We start from the raw sequence: 14,211 nt of genomic DNA, 5'->3' as shown, positions 1-14,211 counted from the left end.
GCCGGCGGGTACGGGAAGGGCCCGGCCCGTGCGCAGACGACGAGGCCGGGCCCTTTCGCGCCGCCGCTAGAGCGACGGGTACAGCGGGAACTTCGCGGCGAGCGCCGAGACGCGCGCCTTGAGGCCCTCGGCGTCGTACGTCGGCTTCAGCGCCTGCGCGATGATCTCGGCGGCCTCGGTGAAGGCCTCGGCGTCGAAACCGCGGGTGGCGAGGGCCGGCGTGCCGATCCGCAGACCCGAGGTCACCATCGGCGGCCGCGGGTCGTTCGGGATGGCGTTGCGGTTGACCGTGATGCCGACCTCGTGCAGGCGGTCCTCGGCCTGCTGGCCGTCCAGCTCGGAGTTGCGCAGGTCGACCAGGACCAGGTGCACGTCGGTGCCGCCGGTGAGGACGTCCACGCCCACGGCCTTGACGTCGTCCTGGACCAGGCGGGCGGCGAGGATCTTCGCGCCTTCCAGGGTGCGCTCCTGGCGCTCCTTGAACTCGGGCGAGGCGGCGACCTTGAAGGAGACGGCCTTGGCCGCGATCACGTGCTCCAGCGGACCGCCCTGCTGGCCGGGGAAGACCGCAGAGTTGATCTTCTTGGCCAGTTCCTGCGTCGACAGGATGACACCGCCGCGCGGACCGCCGAGGGTCTTGTGCGTGGTGGTGGTGACGACGTGGGCGTGCGGCACCGGGTTCGGGTGCAGGCCCGCGGCGACCAGACCGGCGAAGTGCGCCATGTCGACCATCAGGTAGGCGCCGACCTCGTCCGCGATGCGGCGGAAGGCGGCGAAGTCCAGCTGGCGCGGGTAGGCGGACCAGCCGGCGACGATCAGCTGCGGCTTTGACTCCTTGGCGAGGCGCTCGACCTCGGCCATGTCCACCTGGCCGGACTCGTCCACGTGGTAGGGGACCACGTTGTAGAGCTTGCCGGAGAAGTTGATCTTCATGCCGTGGGTCAGGTGACCGCCGTGGGCCAGATTCAGGCCCATGATCGTGTCGCCCGGCTTGAGCAGCGCGAACATCGCGGCGGCGTTCGCCTGCGCACCGGAGTGCGGCTGGACGTTCGCGGCCTCGGCGCCGAACAGCGCCTTGATGCGGTCGATCGCGATCTGCTCGACCACGTCGACGTGCTCGCAGCCGCCGTAGTAGCGGCGGCCCGGGTAGCCCTCGGCGTACTTGTTGGTGAGGACCGAGCCCTGGGCCTCCATGACGGCGACCGGAGCGAAGTTCTCCGACGCGATCATCTCCAGGGTGGACTGCTGGCGCACGAGCTCCGCGTCGACGGCTGCGGCGACGTCGGGGTCGAGCTCGTGGAGAGGGGTGTTCAGTACAGACATCAGGATCCCCTGGGGTCAGTTACCGGCGGTGAGCGTGGTGTACTCCTCGAAGGAGAGCGCGTCCTTGGGCTCCTCGGAGAGGCGGACCTTGAACAGCCAGCCGCCCTCGAACGGGGCGGTGTTCACGAGCGCCGGGTCGTCGACGACGTCCTGGTTGGCCTCGACGATCTCGCCGGAGACCGGGGAGTACAGGTCGCTGACCGACTTGGTCGACTCCAGCTCGCCGCAGGTCTCGCCCTCGGTCACGGTGTCGCCGACCTCGGGGAGCTGGGCGTAGACGACGTCACCGAGCGCGTTGGCCGCGAACTCCGTGATACCGACCGTCGCGACGCCGTCCACGACGTCCGACAGCCACTCGTGCTCCTTGGTGTAACGCAGCTTCTCGGGGTTGCTCATGGCCTGATTCTCCTGGATGCGGGGGAGTGGATACGAACTGCGGTCTTGGGTACTGAGACGACGCCGTACGGCTGCCCGGACGGCGGACGTCGTGCGCGGAGGGCTACTTCTGCCGCTTGTAGAACGGCAGCGCGACGACCTCGTACGGCTCATGCGTACCGCGAATGTCGACGCCGACGCCGGAGGTGCCGGGCGCGGCGTGCTCCGCGTCCACGTACGCCATCGCGATCGGCTTGCCCAGCGTCGGGGACGGGGCGCCCGAGGTGACCTCGCCGATGACCTTGCCGTCGGCGACGACGGGGAAGCCGGCGCGCGGGACGCGGCGGCCCTCGGCGATCAGGCCGACCAGCTTGCGCGGGGCCTGGTCGGCGGCCTTCTCGGCGGCGGCCTCCAGGGCGGCGCGGCCGACGAAGTCCCCCTCCTTCTCGAACTTCACGACCCGGCCCAGACCTGCGTCGAACGGGGTCAGGGAGGTGGTCAGCTCGTGCCCGTACAGCGGCATGCCCGCCTCCAGGCGCAGGGTGTCGCGGCAGGACAGGCCGGCCGGAACCAGGCCGACGCCCTCGCCGGCCTTGGTCAGCGCCTGCCACAGCTCCACGGCGTGCTCGGGGGCGACGAACAGCTCGAAGCCGTCCTCGCCGGTGTAGCCGGTGCGTGCGATCAGCGCGGGCACGCCCGCGACGGTGCCCGGCAGGCCCGCGTAGTACTTCAGGCCGTCGAGGTCGGCGTCGGTGAGCGACGCCAGGATGCCGGGGGACTCCGGACCCTGCACGGCGATCAGCGCGTACGCGTCGCGGTCGTCGCGGACCTCGGTGTCGAAGCCGGCGGCACGCTCGGTCAGGGCGTCGAGGACGACCTGGGCGTTGGAGGCGTTGGCGACGACCATGTACTCGGTCTCGCCGAGGCGGTAGACGATCAGGTCGTCGACGATCCCGCCGTCCTCCTGGCAGATGTGCGTGTAGCGGGCACGGCCGACACCGACGGTGGAGATGTTGCCGACCAGCGCGTAGTCCAGGGCCTTGACGGCCTCCGGGCCGGTCAGCGTGATCTCGCCCATGTGCGACAGGTCGAAGAGGCCGGCCTTGGTGCGTACGGCGTTGTGCTCGTCGCGCTCGCTGGCGTACCGCAGCGGCATGTCCCAGCCCGCGAAATCGGTCATGGTCGCACCGAGCGAACGGTGCAGCGCATCGAGGGCGGTCAGGCGGGGGGCAGTGCTCATGGGTGTGGCTCCCGGGTCCCAGGGCATCGACATGACATGACGAGGACGTTCCTCCCCATCTGTCATCGGAACCTGAGAGGTTCGCCGAGAGTTCCGCCGATCGTCCGATCGCCGGTCTCCCCGACTTGCACCTTGGGTGGAGCTGGCGCGCAGCTCGCTTTTCAGATCTGCCTCATCCACGCGGTACGGGGCCTGAGAGATTCAAGGGAGGTTCTTGCTCCTTCGGCGCCCGGCACGGCCTCGCGGCCTGCCGGGACTCTCCCGCGCGGATTCAAGCGGCCGGTATGCAGTTGGTCCAGATGGCGCACATCATTGCACGGCATGCTCGGGATCGGGGGTGGGGGTCCGAAAGTTCGTACGCCCCTCCGAACGGGCCGAGTGGAACCGTGGATGCCGGATTACCGTCTCTTTACACTCGGTGGGAAGGGTCCCGGTGGCCCGACGCGGGGGGAAGGCGAGCACTGTGCGGAGATTCGGAGTGGTGACGGCGACGGGAGCCGTCGAAGCGGTGCCGGCCCAGCGGCGCGGCGCGCGCGAGCGCGGGAGGGCTGCCGACGGCGGCCTCGGCCCCGTGCGCGACCTGCGCGGCCCCGCACTGCGCGGACCCCGGCGGCTCGGCTTCGCCGAGGGCGACATCGTCGTGGTCTCCGGGCTGCCCGGCGGCGGCAAGAGCACGCTGATCAAGCGAGCCGCGCCGGAGGGCGGCGCCGTCGACTCCCAGGACACCCGTGAACGCTGGGAGCGCCGGATGCCCGCCCGGCTGCCCTACGCCGTCTACCGCCCGCTGGTACGCGCCGCGCACTACTGGGGGCTGTACCGGATCCTGCGCTCCGGCGACTCCGTCGTCGTCCACGACTGCGGCACTCAGAGCTGGGTGCGCGCCCTGCTCTCCGCGGCCGCGCGCCGCCGGGGCCGGTCGCTGCACCTCGTCCTCCTGGACAGCAGCCCCGAGGAGGCGCTCTCCGGCCAGGCCGCGCGGGGCCGGGGGGTGTCTGCCTACGCCTTCGCCCGCCACCGCGGCGCCGTGGGCCGCCTGCTGCGCGACGCCGAGGCGGGCCGCCCGCCCGCCGGCTGCGCCTCCGCGACCCTGCTGGACCGCCGCTCGGCCGCCGCCGTGACGGGGATCGGTTTCCACGGCTGACCGCCGGGCCGGGCCGACCCGGATCCCCGGCGGCGGTGCCCGCCCCGCGGCCGGTACCCTGCGGGGCGACACGCGCGGGACCGCACGTGCGGGACCAGACAGGGGCAGGGGCAGATGCAGGGCAGCGGCTGGCCGGAAAATGAGCTGGAGCAGGTGCTCGGGGCGGCGCTCGGGCAGCCGGACGCCGGCGGCCGGATCCTGGAGGTGCTCGGGCGCAGCAGGGTGTGGGTGCCCCTGCCGGGCGGCGGCGGCCCCGACACGGCCGGTCTGGACCTGCCCACCATGGACATCGGCGGGGCGGCGTACGTCCCGGTCTACAGCTCCGAGGCCCAGTTCCTCGCCTGTGTCGGCCCCGGCATGGACTTCGCGGTGGCCCCGGCGGTCGAGTTCGCCCGGGGGCTGCCCCCGCAGCTCGGCATCGCGGTCAATCCGGAGGGCGCCGTCGGCGTCCCGCTGCCCCCGCCCGCCGTCGCCGAGCTCTGCCGTGCGGGCCGCAGCCCGCTCGACGGCTCCGCGACCGGCGGCCGCGTACGGCTCTTCGAGCCCGACTGGCAGGAGGACCCGGTGGACTTCCTGGCTGCCGCCGGCGAGGAGTTCCGCGCCACCGGAGTGGTCGCGGCGGCGCACCGCTGCCTCGCCAGCGTCGAGGGCGGGGCACCGGAACTCTTCGTCGGTGTCCGCCTGGCGGGGTGGGAGCCACAGATGCGGGAGGCGCCGATGGAGGCGCTCGGACGCGCCCTGGCGCGCGTTCCGGCGCCGTGGCCCGTGCAACTGATCCTCCTGGACGCGGCCCAGGACCCGGTCACGGACTGGATTCGTGAGCGCGTACGCCCCTTCTACCTCGCGTAGGGCCGCTTAAGCTGGTTACATCTCCCGGCCGCACGCATGAGCGCTGGCCCGGGTAAGGCACGCGTGGAGCGACGGGCGGACGAAGAGGGGTACCGGGTGAGTGCGTCAGGCACGGCCGCGGCCGGGCAGGTCGAGCACATGATGCGCCAGGTGACTCCCGGGCGCTACGAGAGCTACGAGTCACTGCTGCGGGCCCTGTCCGAGGGCCGGCTGTGGATGCTGCTGTGGCAGGGGCAGCCGGGGTCCCCGGACGCCCAGTACGGCGGCATGGAGGTCGAGGGGCTCGGCTACGCCCCCTGCGTCACCTCCCCCCAGGAACTGGCCGCGAGCGGCTGGAACCGGGGCTACGAAGTGGTCACGGGGCGGGACATCGCCCGCGCCCTCTACCCGGACCGCTGGGGTCTGTGGCTCAACCCGCATGCCCAGGGCGGCGGCCTCGGCGTGCCCTGGGCCGACCTGCGCCGCATCGCGACCGGCCTGGACCGGATGCCCGCGGGCCCACTGCGGCTGTCCGAGCCCAGCATCGAACTGCCCCAGTTCTACGGTCTGCTGACCCAGCATGCGCACCGCACACCGGCCGTGCGGTCGCTGCGCCGCGCCTGGGTGCAGCCGGCACTCGGGTCCCCTTACCTCGCCGTCGGGCTCGACCTGTACGACGCCTCCGCGCCCGCGCTGGAATCCGTACGGGAAATGATGCGCCAGTCGGTCGGGGCGGTGCCCGAGGGCGTCCCGGTGTGCACCGTCGCGCTGGGCGACGAGCACGACCCCGTGGCGATGTGGCTGCGGGCGCAGACCCGGCCCTTCTACGACCGCGAGGGCCAGGCCCCGGCGTACTGACCCGGCCCGCCCCCAGGAGCCCCCGCGGACCCGCGGGGGCTCCTGGCGCGAAATCCGCATATCGAGACGTCCATCTCGAAGGCCGCACCGGTCCCATCGGTGCGGCCTTCGGCATATCCGCTGAATAGGCCCAAGATTCACGTCTGAAAGGGCAGTTGGGTCTGATGTCCGTTCCGCGCCGAACGCGCGGTGTTTCACCGCTCAACAGGCCTGGCGGTTCGGATAGCGGAAGGTGTAAGCCCAGATCACGGTTGCGCATCACATCCCCGGGGGGTCTGGCGGGCGGTTGAGAGCGCGTTGAAGACTCCCCCCACCGAAGGCCGGTCCATCTCACGAACACCGGCTCTTCACGTGCACTTCCGGCACATTTTCTCGCCAATCGCACCACCAGCGACGCCGATTGAACCAAGCCGCCACAGCGGCGGGCATGGGCCGGCCACCGTCGGCCGAGAGGGGTCCCCACCACGATGACGGCACCACTGCACGACACCAACGCGGCCGAGTCCGCGGCCGTGGCCACCCCCGACGTTCCGCAGAAGGCGATCGAGGGCCGCTCGCTCGGCCGGATCGCGTGGACCAGACTCAAGCGCGACAAGGTGGCGATGGCCGGCGGCGCGGTCGTGCTGCTCCTCGTCGTGCTGGCCGCGCTGTCGCAGCCGATCCAGTGGGTGTTCGGCCTGGACCCGGACGCGCTGCACCAGGACCTCATCGACCCCTCCCTGGCCACTCCGATCGGCTCCTTCGGCGGTATCAGCTGGGAGCACCCCCTCGGCGTGGAGCCGAAGTTCGGCCGCGACATCGCCACCCGCATCCTGGAAGGCTCCTGGGTCTCCCTGCTGGTCGCCTTCGGGTCGACCCTCCTCTCGGTGCTGATCGGCTCGGTGCTGGGCGTCGTCGCCGGGTACTACGGAGGCTGGGCCGACACGGTGATCAGCCGCATGATGGACACCTTCCTCGCCTTCCCGCTGCTGCTCTTCGCGATCTCCATCTCGGCCGCCCTCCAGGGCGGGGCCTTCGGGCTGGAGGGACTGCCGCTGCACATCGGCGTGCTGATCTTCGTGATCGGCTTCTTCGGCTGGCCCTACATCGGGCGCATCGTGCGCGGCCAGACGCTGTCGCTGCGCGAGCGGGAGTTCGTCGACGCGGCCCGCAGCCTCGGCGCCCGCGGCCCCTTCATCGTCTTCCGGGAGCTGCTGCCCAATCTGGTGGCGCCGATCCTCGTCTACGCCACCCTGCTCATCCCGACCAACATCCTCTTCGAGGCCTCTCTGAGCTTCCTCGGCGTGGGTATCCAGCCACCGCAGGCCTCGTGGGGCGGAATGCTCAGCTCCGCCGTGGACTACTACAAGGTCGACCCGATGTTCATGGTCGTCCCGGGCACGGCGATCTTCCTCACCGTGCTCGCCTTCAACCTCCTCGGCGACGGCCTGCGCGACGCCCTGGACCCCAAGAGCTCGCGCTGATCCGCCCGTCTCCCGGGCATCCGGCCGAGGCACCGCCCGTACCACCACCACTCCGAATCAGGGGGCATCACTCCGTCATGAGAAGCAGGTCGAGAAAAGCCGCGGTGCTTGCCGCCGCCATCACCGTCGCCCTCACCGCCTCCGCCTGCAATGGTGGTGACAAGACCGCCGGCGACGACAAGTCGGCCGGATCCAACGCCGCCGTCAAGGGCGTGGTCAACGCCTCCGACAAGCAGGGCGGAACGCTCGTCTACGAGGCGTCCGACACCCCCGACTCCTTCGACCCCGGCAACACCTACTACGGCTTCGTCTTCAACTTCAGCCGCCTGTACGCCCGTCCGCTGACCACCTTCGCTCCCGGCGCCGGAGCCGAGGGCAACAAGGTCGTCCCGGACCTCGCCGAGAGCCTCGGCACCCCCAGTGACGGCGGTGCCACCTGGACGTACAAGATTCGCAAGGGCGTGAAGTACAGCGACGGTACGGAGATCACCTCCAAGGACGTCAAGTACGCCGTCGAGCGGAGCAACTTCGCCCGTGACGTGCACTCCAACGGCCCGAACTACCTCGCGCAGTACCTCAAGGACAACGAGACCCCCTACGAGGGCCCGTACAAGGACAAGTCCGACACGGGGCTGCAGTCCATCGAGACCCCCGACGACCAGACGATCGTCTTCAAGCTGAAGCAGCCCTTCGCCGAGTTCGACTACCTGCTGGCGAACCCGCAGTCGGCCCCCGTGCCGAAGGCCAAGGACAACGGCGCGGACTATGTGAAGAACATCGTCTCCTCGGGCTCGTACATGTTCGAGAGCTACGAGCACGACAAGCAGGCGGTCCTGGTCCGCAACCCCAACTGGGACGCCTCCACGGACCCGCTGCGCAAGCAGCTCCCGGAGAAGATCGTCGTCAAGCTGAAGGTCAACCAGGAGACGATCGACTCCAACCTGAAGGCCGGCAACACCCACATCGACATCGTCGGCAACGGTGTGGCCCAGCAGACCCAGACCGAGCTGCTGACCTCGAAGGACCCCAACACCGACAACGCCGAGGGCGGTCGCCTGGTCTACATGGCGATGAACACCAAGGTGGCGCCCTTCGACAACGTGGAGTGCCGCAAGGCGGTCCAGTACGCGATCGACAAGGTGTCGGTGCAGACCGCGTTCGGCGGTCCCACCCGCGGCGCCATCGCCAGCACCGTCCTGCCGACCGACATCCCGGGGCACGTGGACTTCAACACCTACGAGACCCCTGACAACAAGGGCGACGAGGCCAAGTCCAAGGCCGCGCTGACCGCCTGCGGACAGCCGAACGGCTTCGAGACCACCATCACCGCGCGCAACGACCGCGCCGGCGAGGTCGACATGGCCACGGCCATCCAGGCGTCCCTGAAGAAGGTCGGGATCAACGTCAAGATCCAGCAGTTCCCGGCCGGCAAGTACTTCAGCGACTACGCGGGCGTCCCGAAGTTCACCGAGGACAACAAGATCGGCCTCATGATGATGCAGTGGGGCGCCGACTGGCCGAGCGGCTTCGGCTTCCTCCAGCAGGTCGTCCACGGTGACGCGATCAGCAAGACCGGTAACACCAACCTGTCGCAGCTGAACGACCCCGAGATCAACAAGATGCTGAACGACAACATCGCCAACACCGACGCCGCCGCGCGCGAGAAGGTCTACGGCGAGATCGACAAGAAGGTCATGGACCAGGCGGTCATCGTGCCCCTGACCTACTTCAAGGTCCTGCACTACCGCTCGCCCAAGCTCACCAACGTGGTCTCCAACCCGGCGTGGAGCGGTCAGTACGACTACCTCAACATCGGCCTGAAGTAAACCCGGACGCCAAGTCCTCAGGCAGTTCGACCCTCTCAGCCAGATCTGCCAGAACCGTGGAAGGCAGGTGAAGGCAGCAGCGCGCGCGCCGGTCCGTACCGCCCCCCGACCGGGGGCGGTACGGACCGGCGGACGCCGAAGCCGACCCCCGTGTTTGTGTACATCGTCCGGCGGCTGTTCGCCGCGGTGTTCCTGCTGCTCGTTGTCAGCGCGATCACCTTCGCGATCTTCTTCCTGCTGCCCCGGCTGGCCGGCGGCACGGCCGACTCGCTGGCCACGCAGTACGTGGGCAAGAACCCCTCGCCCGAGTCCATCGCCGCGGTCAAGAAGAACCTCGGCTTCGACCAACCCCTGTACGCGCAGTACTGGGAGTTCCTGAGGGGCATCTTCGCGGGCCGCGAGTTCAACTACGGCCCCAGCCCCTCGCAGTGCAACGCCCCCTGCCTGGGCTACTCCTTCAAGGACCACGTCGAGGTCTGGCCCGACATCGTGAGCCGGTTGCCCGTCACCGCCTCCCTCACCCTGGGGGCGGCCGCCATCTGGCTGGTCACCGGTGTCACCACGGGCGTGGTGTCGGCCCTGCGGCCCGGCTCGCTCTTCGACCGGCTCGCGATGGGCGTGGCCCTCGCCGGCGTCTCCCTGCCGATGTTCTTCACCGGCACCCTCGCGCTGGCCGTCTTCGTCTTCAACTGGCCGGTGTTCACCAACGTCTACGTGGACTTCTCCGACGACCCGGCCGCCTGGGTCCAGGGACTGGTCCTGCCCTGGTGCACGCTGGCCTTCCTCTACTCCGCGCTCTACGCACGGCTCACCCGGGCCGGAATGCTGGAGACCATGAGCGAGGACTACATCCGCACCGCCCGGGCCAAGGGCCTGCGCGAGCGGGTGGTCGTCACCCGCCACGGACTGCGCTCCGCGCTGACCCCGATCGTGACCATCTTCGGCATGGACTTCGGGCTGCTCCTCGGCGGCGCGATCGTCACCGAGACGGTCTTCTCCTACCACGGCGTCGGCGAGTACGCCTACCAGGCGATCGCGGTCAACGACCTGCCGAAGATCCTCGGCGTGACCCTGTTCGCCGCCTTCTTCATCGTGTTCTGCAACCTGGTGGTCGACCTCGTCTACGCCATCATCGACCCGAGGGTGAGGCTGTCGTGACCGACCCGACTCAGAAGGGGAAGGGCGTCAGCGCCGACGCCCGTACCGCGGACGCCGCCTCCACCGGCACGGCCCTCTCGGCGGATCCGGTCGCAGGCCGTCCCGCCGAGGCCTTCCTCGACGTCCGCGACCTCAAGGTGCACTTCCCCACCGACGACGGAGTCGTCAAATCGGTGGACGGGCTCTCCTTCCAGCTGGAGAAGGGACAGACCCTCGGCATCGTGGGCGAGTCCGGCTCCGGCAAGTCGGTCACCTCGCTGGCCGTCATGGGCCTGCACCGGGCGGGCAACGCCGACCGCTCCAGCGTCGAGATGTCGGGCGAGATCTGGCTCGGGGGCAGGGAACTGCTGACGGCCGATCCCGAGGAGGTGCGCAGGCTGCGGGGCCGCGACATGGCGATGATCTTCCAGGACCCGCTGAGCGCGCTGCACCCCTACTACACGATCGGCTCCCAGATCGTGGAGGCGTACCGCGTCCACAACGACGTGGACAAGAAGACGGCGCGCAAGCGGGCCGTGGAGATGCTCGACCGGGTGGGCATCCCCGAGCCCGGCAAGCGCGTCGACGACTATCCGCACCAGTTCTCCGGCGGTATGCGCCAGCGCGCGATGATCGCGATGTCGCTGGTCAACAATCCTGACCTGCTGATCGCGGACGAGCCGACCACGGCGCTGGACGTCACCGTGCAGGCGCAGATCCTGGACCTGATCCGCGATCTGCAGAAGGAGTTCGGCTCCGCCGTCATCATGATCACGCACGACCTCGGCGTCGTCGCGGAGATGGCCGACGAGATCCTCGTGATGTACGGCGGCCGGTGCGTCGAGCGGGGCACCGCCGAGAAGGTGTTCTACGAGCCCCGCCACCCCTACACCTGGGGCCTGCTGGGCTCGATGCCGCGCATCGACCGCGAGCAGAGCGAGCGCCTCATCCCGGTCAAGGGCTCCCCGCCCAGCCTCATCAACATCCCCGACGGCTGCGCCTTCAACCCGCGCTGCCCGTACGCCGACGTGCCCAAGGGCAACGTGACGCGTACGGTCCGGCCCGAGCTCACCCAGGACGACAGCCGCCACTGGTCCGCCTGCCACATGCCGCAGGACGAGCGGACCCGGATCTGGACCGAAGAGATTGCGCCGAAGCTGTGACCGAGACGCCTGACACGAAGAAGCCGGAAGCGGTGGTCATTCCCGCGCAGGCCACGGACTCGCCCGAAGTCCTGCTCAAGGTCACCGGCCTGGCGAAGCACTTCCCGATCACCAAGGGGCTGATCCGGCGCCAGGTGGGCGCGGTCAAGGCCGTCGACGGACTCGACTTCGACGTCCGGCGCGGGGAGACCCTGGGCATCGTCGGCGAGTCCGGCTGCGGAAAGTCGACCATGGGCCGGCTGATCACGCGGCTGCTCGAACCGAGCGGCGGCACGATCGAGTTCGAGGGCAAGGACATCACGCACCTCGGGGTGGCGGGCATGCGCCCGCTGCGCCGCGACGTGCAGATGATCTTCCAGGACCCCTATGGCTCGCTGAACCCGCGCCACACGGTGGGCACCATCGTCAGCGCCCCGTTCAAGCTCCAGAACGTCGTCCCGGAGGGCGGGCTCAAGGCGGAGGTCCAGCGGCTGCTGTCGCTCGTCGGCCTCAACCCCGAGCACTACAACCGCTACCCGCACGAGTTCTCGGGCGGCCAGCGCCAGCGCATCGGCATCGCGCGGGCCCTGGCGCTGAAGCCGAAGCTGGTGGTCGCGGACGAGCCCGTCTCGGCGCTCGACGTCTCGATCCAGGCCCAGGTGGTCAACCTGCTGGACGACCTCCAAAAGGAGCTCGGCCTCACCTATGTGATCATCGCGCATGACCTGTCGGTCATCCGCCACGTGTCGGACCGCATCGCGGTGATGTACCTCGGCAAGATCGTCGAGCTCGCCGACAACGCGTCCCTGTACGGGGAGCCGATGCACCCGTACACGGCGGCCCTGATGTCGGCCGTGCCGGTGCCGGACCCGAGGCGGCGCGGCGCAAGGAGCGGGCGCATCCTGCTCAAGGGAGACGTGCCGTCCCCGATCTCGCCGCCGAGCGGCTGCCGCTTCCACACGCGGTGCTGGAAGGCGACGCAGATCTGCGCCACCCAGGAGCCGCCGCTGCTCGCGCTGAAGACGGGGCACCAGGTGGCTTGCCATCACCCGGAGAACGCCCCCGACCAGGCTCCGGGCGACACGCCCCTCCCGGGTGCGGCGGACGCGGTGACGACGGCTTCGCAGTAGGCCGCCCCGGCCGTGCCGGGGGCTGTCCCCGGCACGGCCGGCGCGCCGCCGGGGACAGCGGCCGCCGCGGGGCCCGCCACCTGGGCGGGAGCCGGGGGTGACGCGTCACCCGGGCGGGAGCCGAGGGGCGACAATGGCCCGGTGCTCCACGATCTCTTCCCGCCCGGGGTCCAGCATGCGCTGGACCTCGCCGGCATCTTCGTCTTCGCCACCGCGGGTGCCCTGCTCGCCGTCCGCAAGAATTTCGACGTCTTCGGCATCGCCGTGCTCGCCCTCGTCACCGCCCTCGGCGGGGGCCTCTTCCGCGACCTGGTCATCGGTGCCGTCCCGCCGGCCGCCTTCGGTGAGCTCAGCTTCTTCGTCACCCCGCTGATCGCCGCCGCGATCGTCTTCTTCCTGCACCCCGAGGTTCAGCGGATCAACCGGGCGATCAACGTCTTCGACGCCGCCGGCCTCGCACTGTTCTGTGTGACCGGCACGACCAAGGCCTACGAGTACGGCCTCGGCCTGACCGCGTCCGCGGCGCTGGGCCTGGCTACGGCCGTCGGCGGCGGCGTACTGCGCGACGTGCTGGTCAACGAGGTGCCCTCGCTGCTGCGCGACCGCGAGATGTACGCCGTGCCCGCCACCGTGGGTGCCGCGATGGTCGCCGTCTCCATCGCCCTGGACTCGCTCAACGCCGTCACCACCGGCCTGGCGATCGTGACCACCTTCGTCCTGAGGCTCCTCGCCATGCGCTACCACTGGCGGGCGCCGCTGGCCTGGAACCGCCGCTCCTCGGTGGCCGAAGAGCCGTAGCAACAGAAAGCTACCGCTTAGTAGTAAGCAGGTGTACCGTCGTTCCATGTCATATGCAGCTGCCCAGGCATCCATCGGCGACAGCGAGTTCGACCGCGACACCGCCATCACCGAGCGCGCCGGCGAGCCCGGCGTGTACGACGCGGAGCTCTCCGCCGGCTGGACGATCATCGCCGCTGTCAACGGCGGCTACCTGCTGGCCCTGGTCGGACGGGCCCTGTCGGCGGCCCTCCCGCACCCGGACCCCTTCACGGTCTCCGCGCACTACCTGACGTCCTCCGTGCCCGGCCCGGCCGTGATCCGCACCGAGGTCGTCCGAGTCGGCCGTACCCTCTCCACCGGCCAGGCCTCGCTCTTCCAGTACGACGAGCACGGCAACGAGGTCGAGCGCATCCGCGTCCTCGCCTCGTACGGCGACCTCGCGTCCCTGCCGGACGACGTGCGGACCGTCGCCGAGCCGCCGCTCATGCCCTCCTACGAGAACTGCATCGGCCCCGAGGCCGGCCCCGCGCCGATCCCCGGCAGCTCCGCCATCGTGGACCGGCTCCGGCTCCGGCTCGACCCGGCGACGGCGGGCTGGGCCGTCGGCGCCCCCTCCGGCAAGGGGGAGATGCGGGCCTGGTTCGAGCTGGCCGACGGCCGCGACGCCGACCCGCTGTCCATGCTCCTCGCGGTGGACGCACTGCCGCCGACCGCCTTCGACCTCGGCCTGGTGGCCTGGACCCCGACCGTGGAGCTCACCACGCACATCCGCCGCCGCCCGGCCCCCGGCCCGCTGCGGATCTCCATCACCACCCGCAACCTGGCCGGCGGCTTCCTGGAGGAGGACGCCGAGGTCTGGGACTCCACCGACCACCTGGTCGCCCAGTCCCGCCAGCTGGCACGGGCCCTGCGCATGTGACCTCCGGCGCGCGGCGCGGCGCCCGGCCGGGAGGTCGCGGGGCGGGCAT

13 protein-coding genes and 1 riboswitch are annotated in these 14,211 nt (G+C 70.4%); of the genes, 10 read left to right on the top strand and 3 right to left on the bottom strand.

Going from position 1 to position 14,211, the window contains the following annotated elements:
- Nucleotides 1-66: 66 nt before the first annotated feature.
- From glyA to gcvT, 3 genes are all read right to left on the bottom strand, one after another.
- Entirely contained in the window at nt 67-1,323 is a 1,257-nt protein-coding gene (gene glyA / locus ACFW2G_RS17675) for a serine hydroxymethyltransferase (protein WP_384584937.1), read from the bottom strand.
- A 15-nt stretch (nt 1,324-1,338) separates the two neighbouring features.
- Nucleotides 1,339-1,719, bottom strand: a complete 381-nt coding sequence (gene gcvH, locus ACFW2G_RS17670; protein WP_384445576.1) for a glycine cleavage system protein GcvH — start codon at nt 1,717-1,719, stop codon at nt 1,339-1,341.
- 103 nt (nt 1,720-1,822) lie between these two features.
- Complete coding sequence (gcvT, locus tag ACFW2G_RS17665) at nt 1,823-2,938, bottom strand: glycine cleavage system aminomethyltransferase GcvT (RefSeq protein ID WP_037928072.1); 1,116 nt, start codon at nt 2,936-2,938, stop codon at nt 1,823-1,825.
- Nucleotides 2,939-3,109: 171 nt separating this feature from the next.
- Nucleotides 3,110-3,212: riboswitch (glycine riboswitch) on the bottom strand.
- Nucleotides 3,213-3,401: 189 nt separating this feature from the next.
- Between gcvT and ACFW2G_RS17660 the strand changes: the two genes are divergently transcribed.
- The 10 genes from ACFW2G_RS17660 to ACFW2G_RS17615 all read left to right on the top strand — a co-directional run bounded on the left by ACFW2G_RS17660 (nt 3,402) and on the right by ACFW2G_RS17615 (nt 14,162).
- Nucleotides 3,402-4,079, top strand: a complete 678-nt coding sequence (locus ACFW2G_RS17660; protein ID WP_384445580.1) for an AAA family ATPase — start codon at nt 3,402-3,404, stop codon at nt 4,077-4,079.
- A 114-nt stretch (nt 4,080-4,193) separates the two neighbouring features.
- A complete protein-coding gene (locus tag ACFW2G_RS17655) occupies nt 4,194-4,928 on the top strand; it encodes an enhanced serine sensitivity protein SseB (protein WP_037928076.1) in 735 nt (244 codons plus the stop codon).
- A gap of 96 nt (nt 4,929-5,024) precedes the next feature.
- On the top strand, nt 5,025-5,765 hold the full coding sequence (locus tag ACFW2G_RS17650; protein WP_037928675.1) for an enhanced serine sensitivity protein SseB C-terminal domain-containing protein: 741 nt from the start codon (nt 5,025-5,027) through the stop codon (nt 5,763-5,765).
- Nucleotides 5,766-6,232: 467 nt separating this feature from the next.
- Nucleotides 6,233-7,228, top strand: coding sequence for an ABC transporter permease (locus tag ACFW2G_RS17645; RefSeq protein WP_037928079.1), 996 nt, complete (start codon nt 6,233-6,235; stop codon nt 7,226-7,228).
- Nucleotides 7,229-7,305: 77 nt separating this feature from the next.
- Nucleotides 7,306-9,054, top strand: a complete 1,749-nt coding sequence (locus ACFW2G_RS17640) for an ABC transporter substrate-binding protein (protein WP_078557015.1) — start codon at nt 7,306-7,308, stop codon at nt 9,052-9,054.
- Nucleotides 9,055-9,204: 150 nt separating this feature from the next.
- On the top strand, nt 9,205-10,212 hold the full coding sequence (locus ACFW2G_RS17635; RefSeq protein WP_037928087.1) for an ABC transporter permease: 1,008 nt from the start codon (nt 9,205-9,207) through the stop codon (nt 10,210-10,212).
- Nucleotides 10,209-11,354 carry an ABC transporter ATP-binding protein gene (locus ACFW2G_RS17630; RefSeq protein WP_052031258.1) on the top strand — a complete coding sequence of 382 codons (1,146 nt, stop codon included), beginning with the start codon at nt 10,209-10,211 and terminating at the stop codon, nt 11,352-11,354. The genes ACFW2G_RS17635 and ACFW2G_RS17630 overlap by 4 nt, the downstream gene beginning before the upstream one ends.
- 32 nt (nt 11,355-11,386) lie before the next feature.
- On the top strand, nt 11,387-12,463 hold the full coding sequence (locus ACFW2G_RS17625) for an ABC transporter ATP-binding protein (protein ID WP_384445624.1): 1,077 nt from the start codon (nt 11,387-11,389) through the stop codon (nt 12,461-12,463).
- Between the two features lie 141 nt (nt 12,464-12,604).
- The gene (locus ACFW2G_RS17620) at nt 12,605-13,261 is read left to right on the top strand and encodes a trimeric intracellular cation channel family protein (protein ID WP_030826581.1); all 657 of its coding nucleotides are present in this window, start codon (nt 12,605-12,607) and stop codon (nt 13,259-13,261) included.
- Nucleotides 13,262-13,307: 46 nt separating this feature from the next.
- Nucleotides 13,308-14,162 carry a thioesterase family protein gene (locus ACFW2G_RS17615; RefSeq protein ID WP_037928093.1) on the top strand — a complete coding sequence of 285 codons (855 nt, stop codon included), beginning with the start codon at nt 13,308-13,310 and terminating at the stop codon, nt 14,160-14,162.
- The last annotated feature ends 49 nt before the right edge of the window (nt 14,163-14,211 follow it).

The organism is Streptomyces sp. NPDC058880 (assembly GCF_042742535.1).
Classification (GTDB): Bacteria; Actinomycetota; Actinomycetes; order Streptomycetales; family Streptomycetaceae; genus Streptomyces.
This window is presented reverse-complemented; position numbering and strand designations above follow the sequence as displayed.

Coding starts and splice junctions, on each gene's coding strand:
- glyA (WP_384584937.1), bottom strand. CDS start 1,323: ATGTCTGTACTGAACACCCCTCTCCACGAGCTCGACCCCGACGTCGCC.
- gcvH (WP_384445576.1), bottom strand. CDS start 1,719: ATGAGCAACCCCGAGAAGCTGCGTTACACCAAGGAGCACGAGTGGCTG.
- gcvT (WP_037928072.1), bottom strand. CDS start 2,938: ATGAGCACTGCCCCCCGCCTGACCGCCCTCGATGCGCTGCACCGTTCG.
- ACFW2G_RS17655 (WP_037928076.1), top strand. CDS start 4,194: ATGCAGGGCAGCGGCTGGCCGGAAAATGAGCTGGAGCAGGTGCTCGGG.
- ACFW2G_RS17645 (WP_037928079.1), top strand. CDS start 6,233: ATGACGGCACCACTGCACGACACCAACGCGGCCGAGTCCGCGGCCGTG.
- ACFW2G_RS17640 (WP_078557015.1), top strand. CDS start 7,306: ATGAGAAGCAGGTCGAGAAAAGCCGCGGTGCTTGCCGCCGCCATCACC.
- ACFW2G_RS17615 (WP_037928093.1), top strand. CDS start 13,308: ATGTCATATGCAGCTGCCCAGGCATCCATCGGCGACAGCGAGTTCGAC.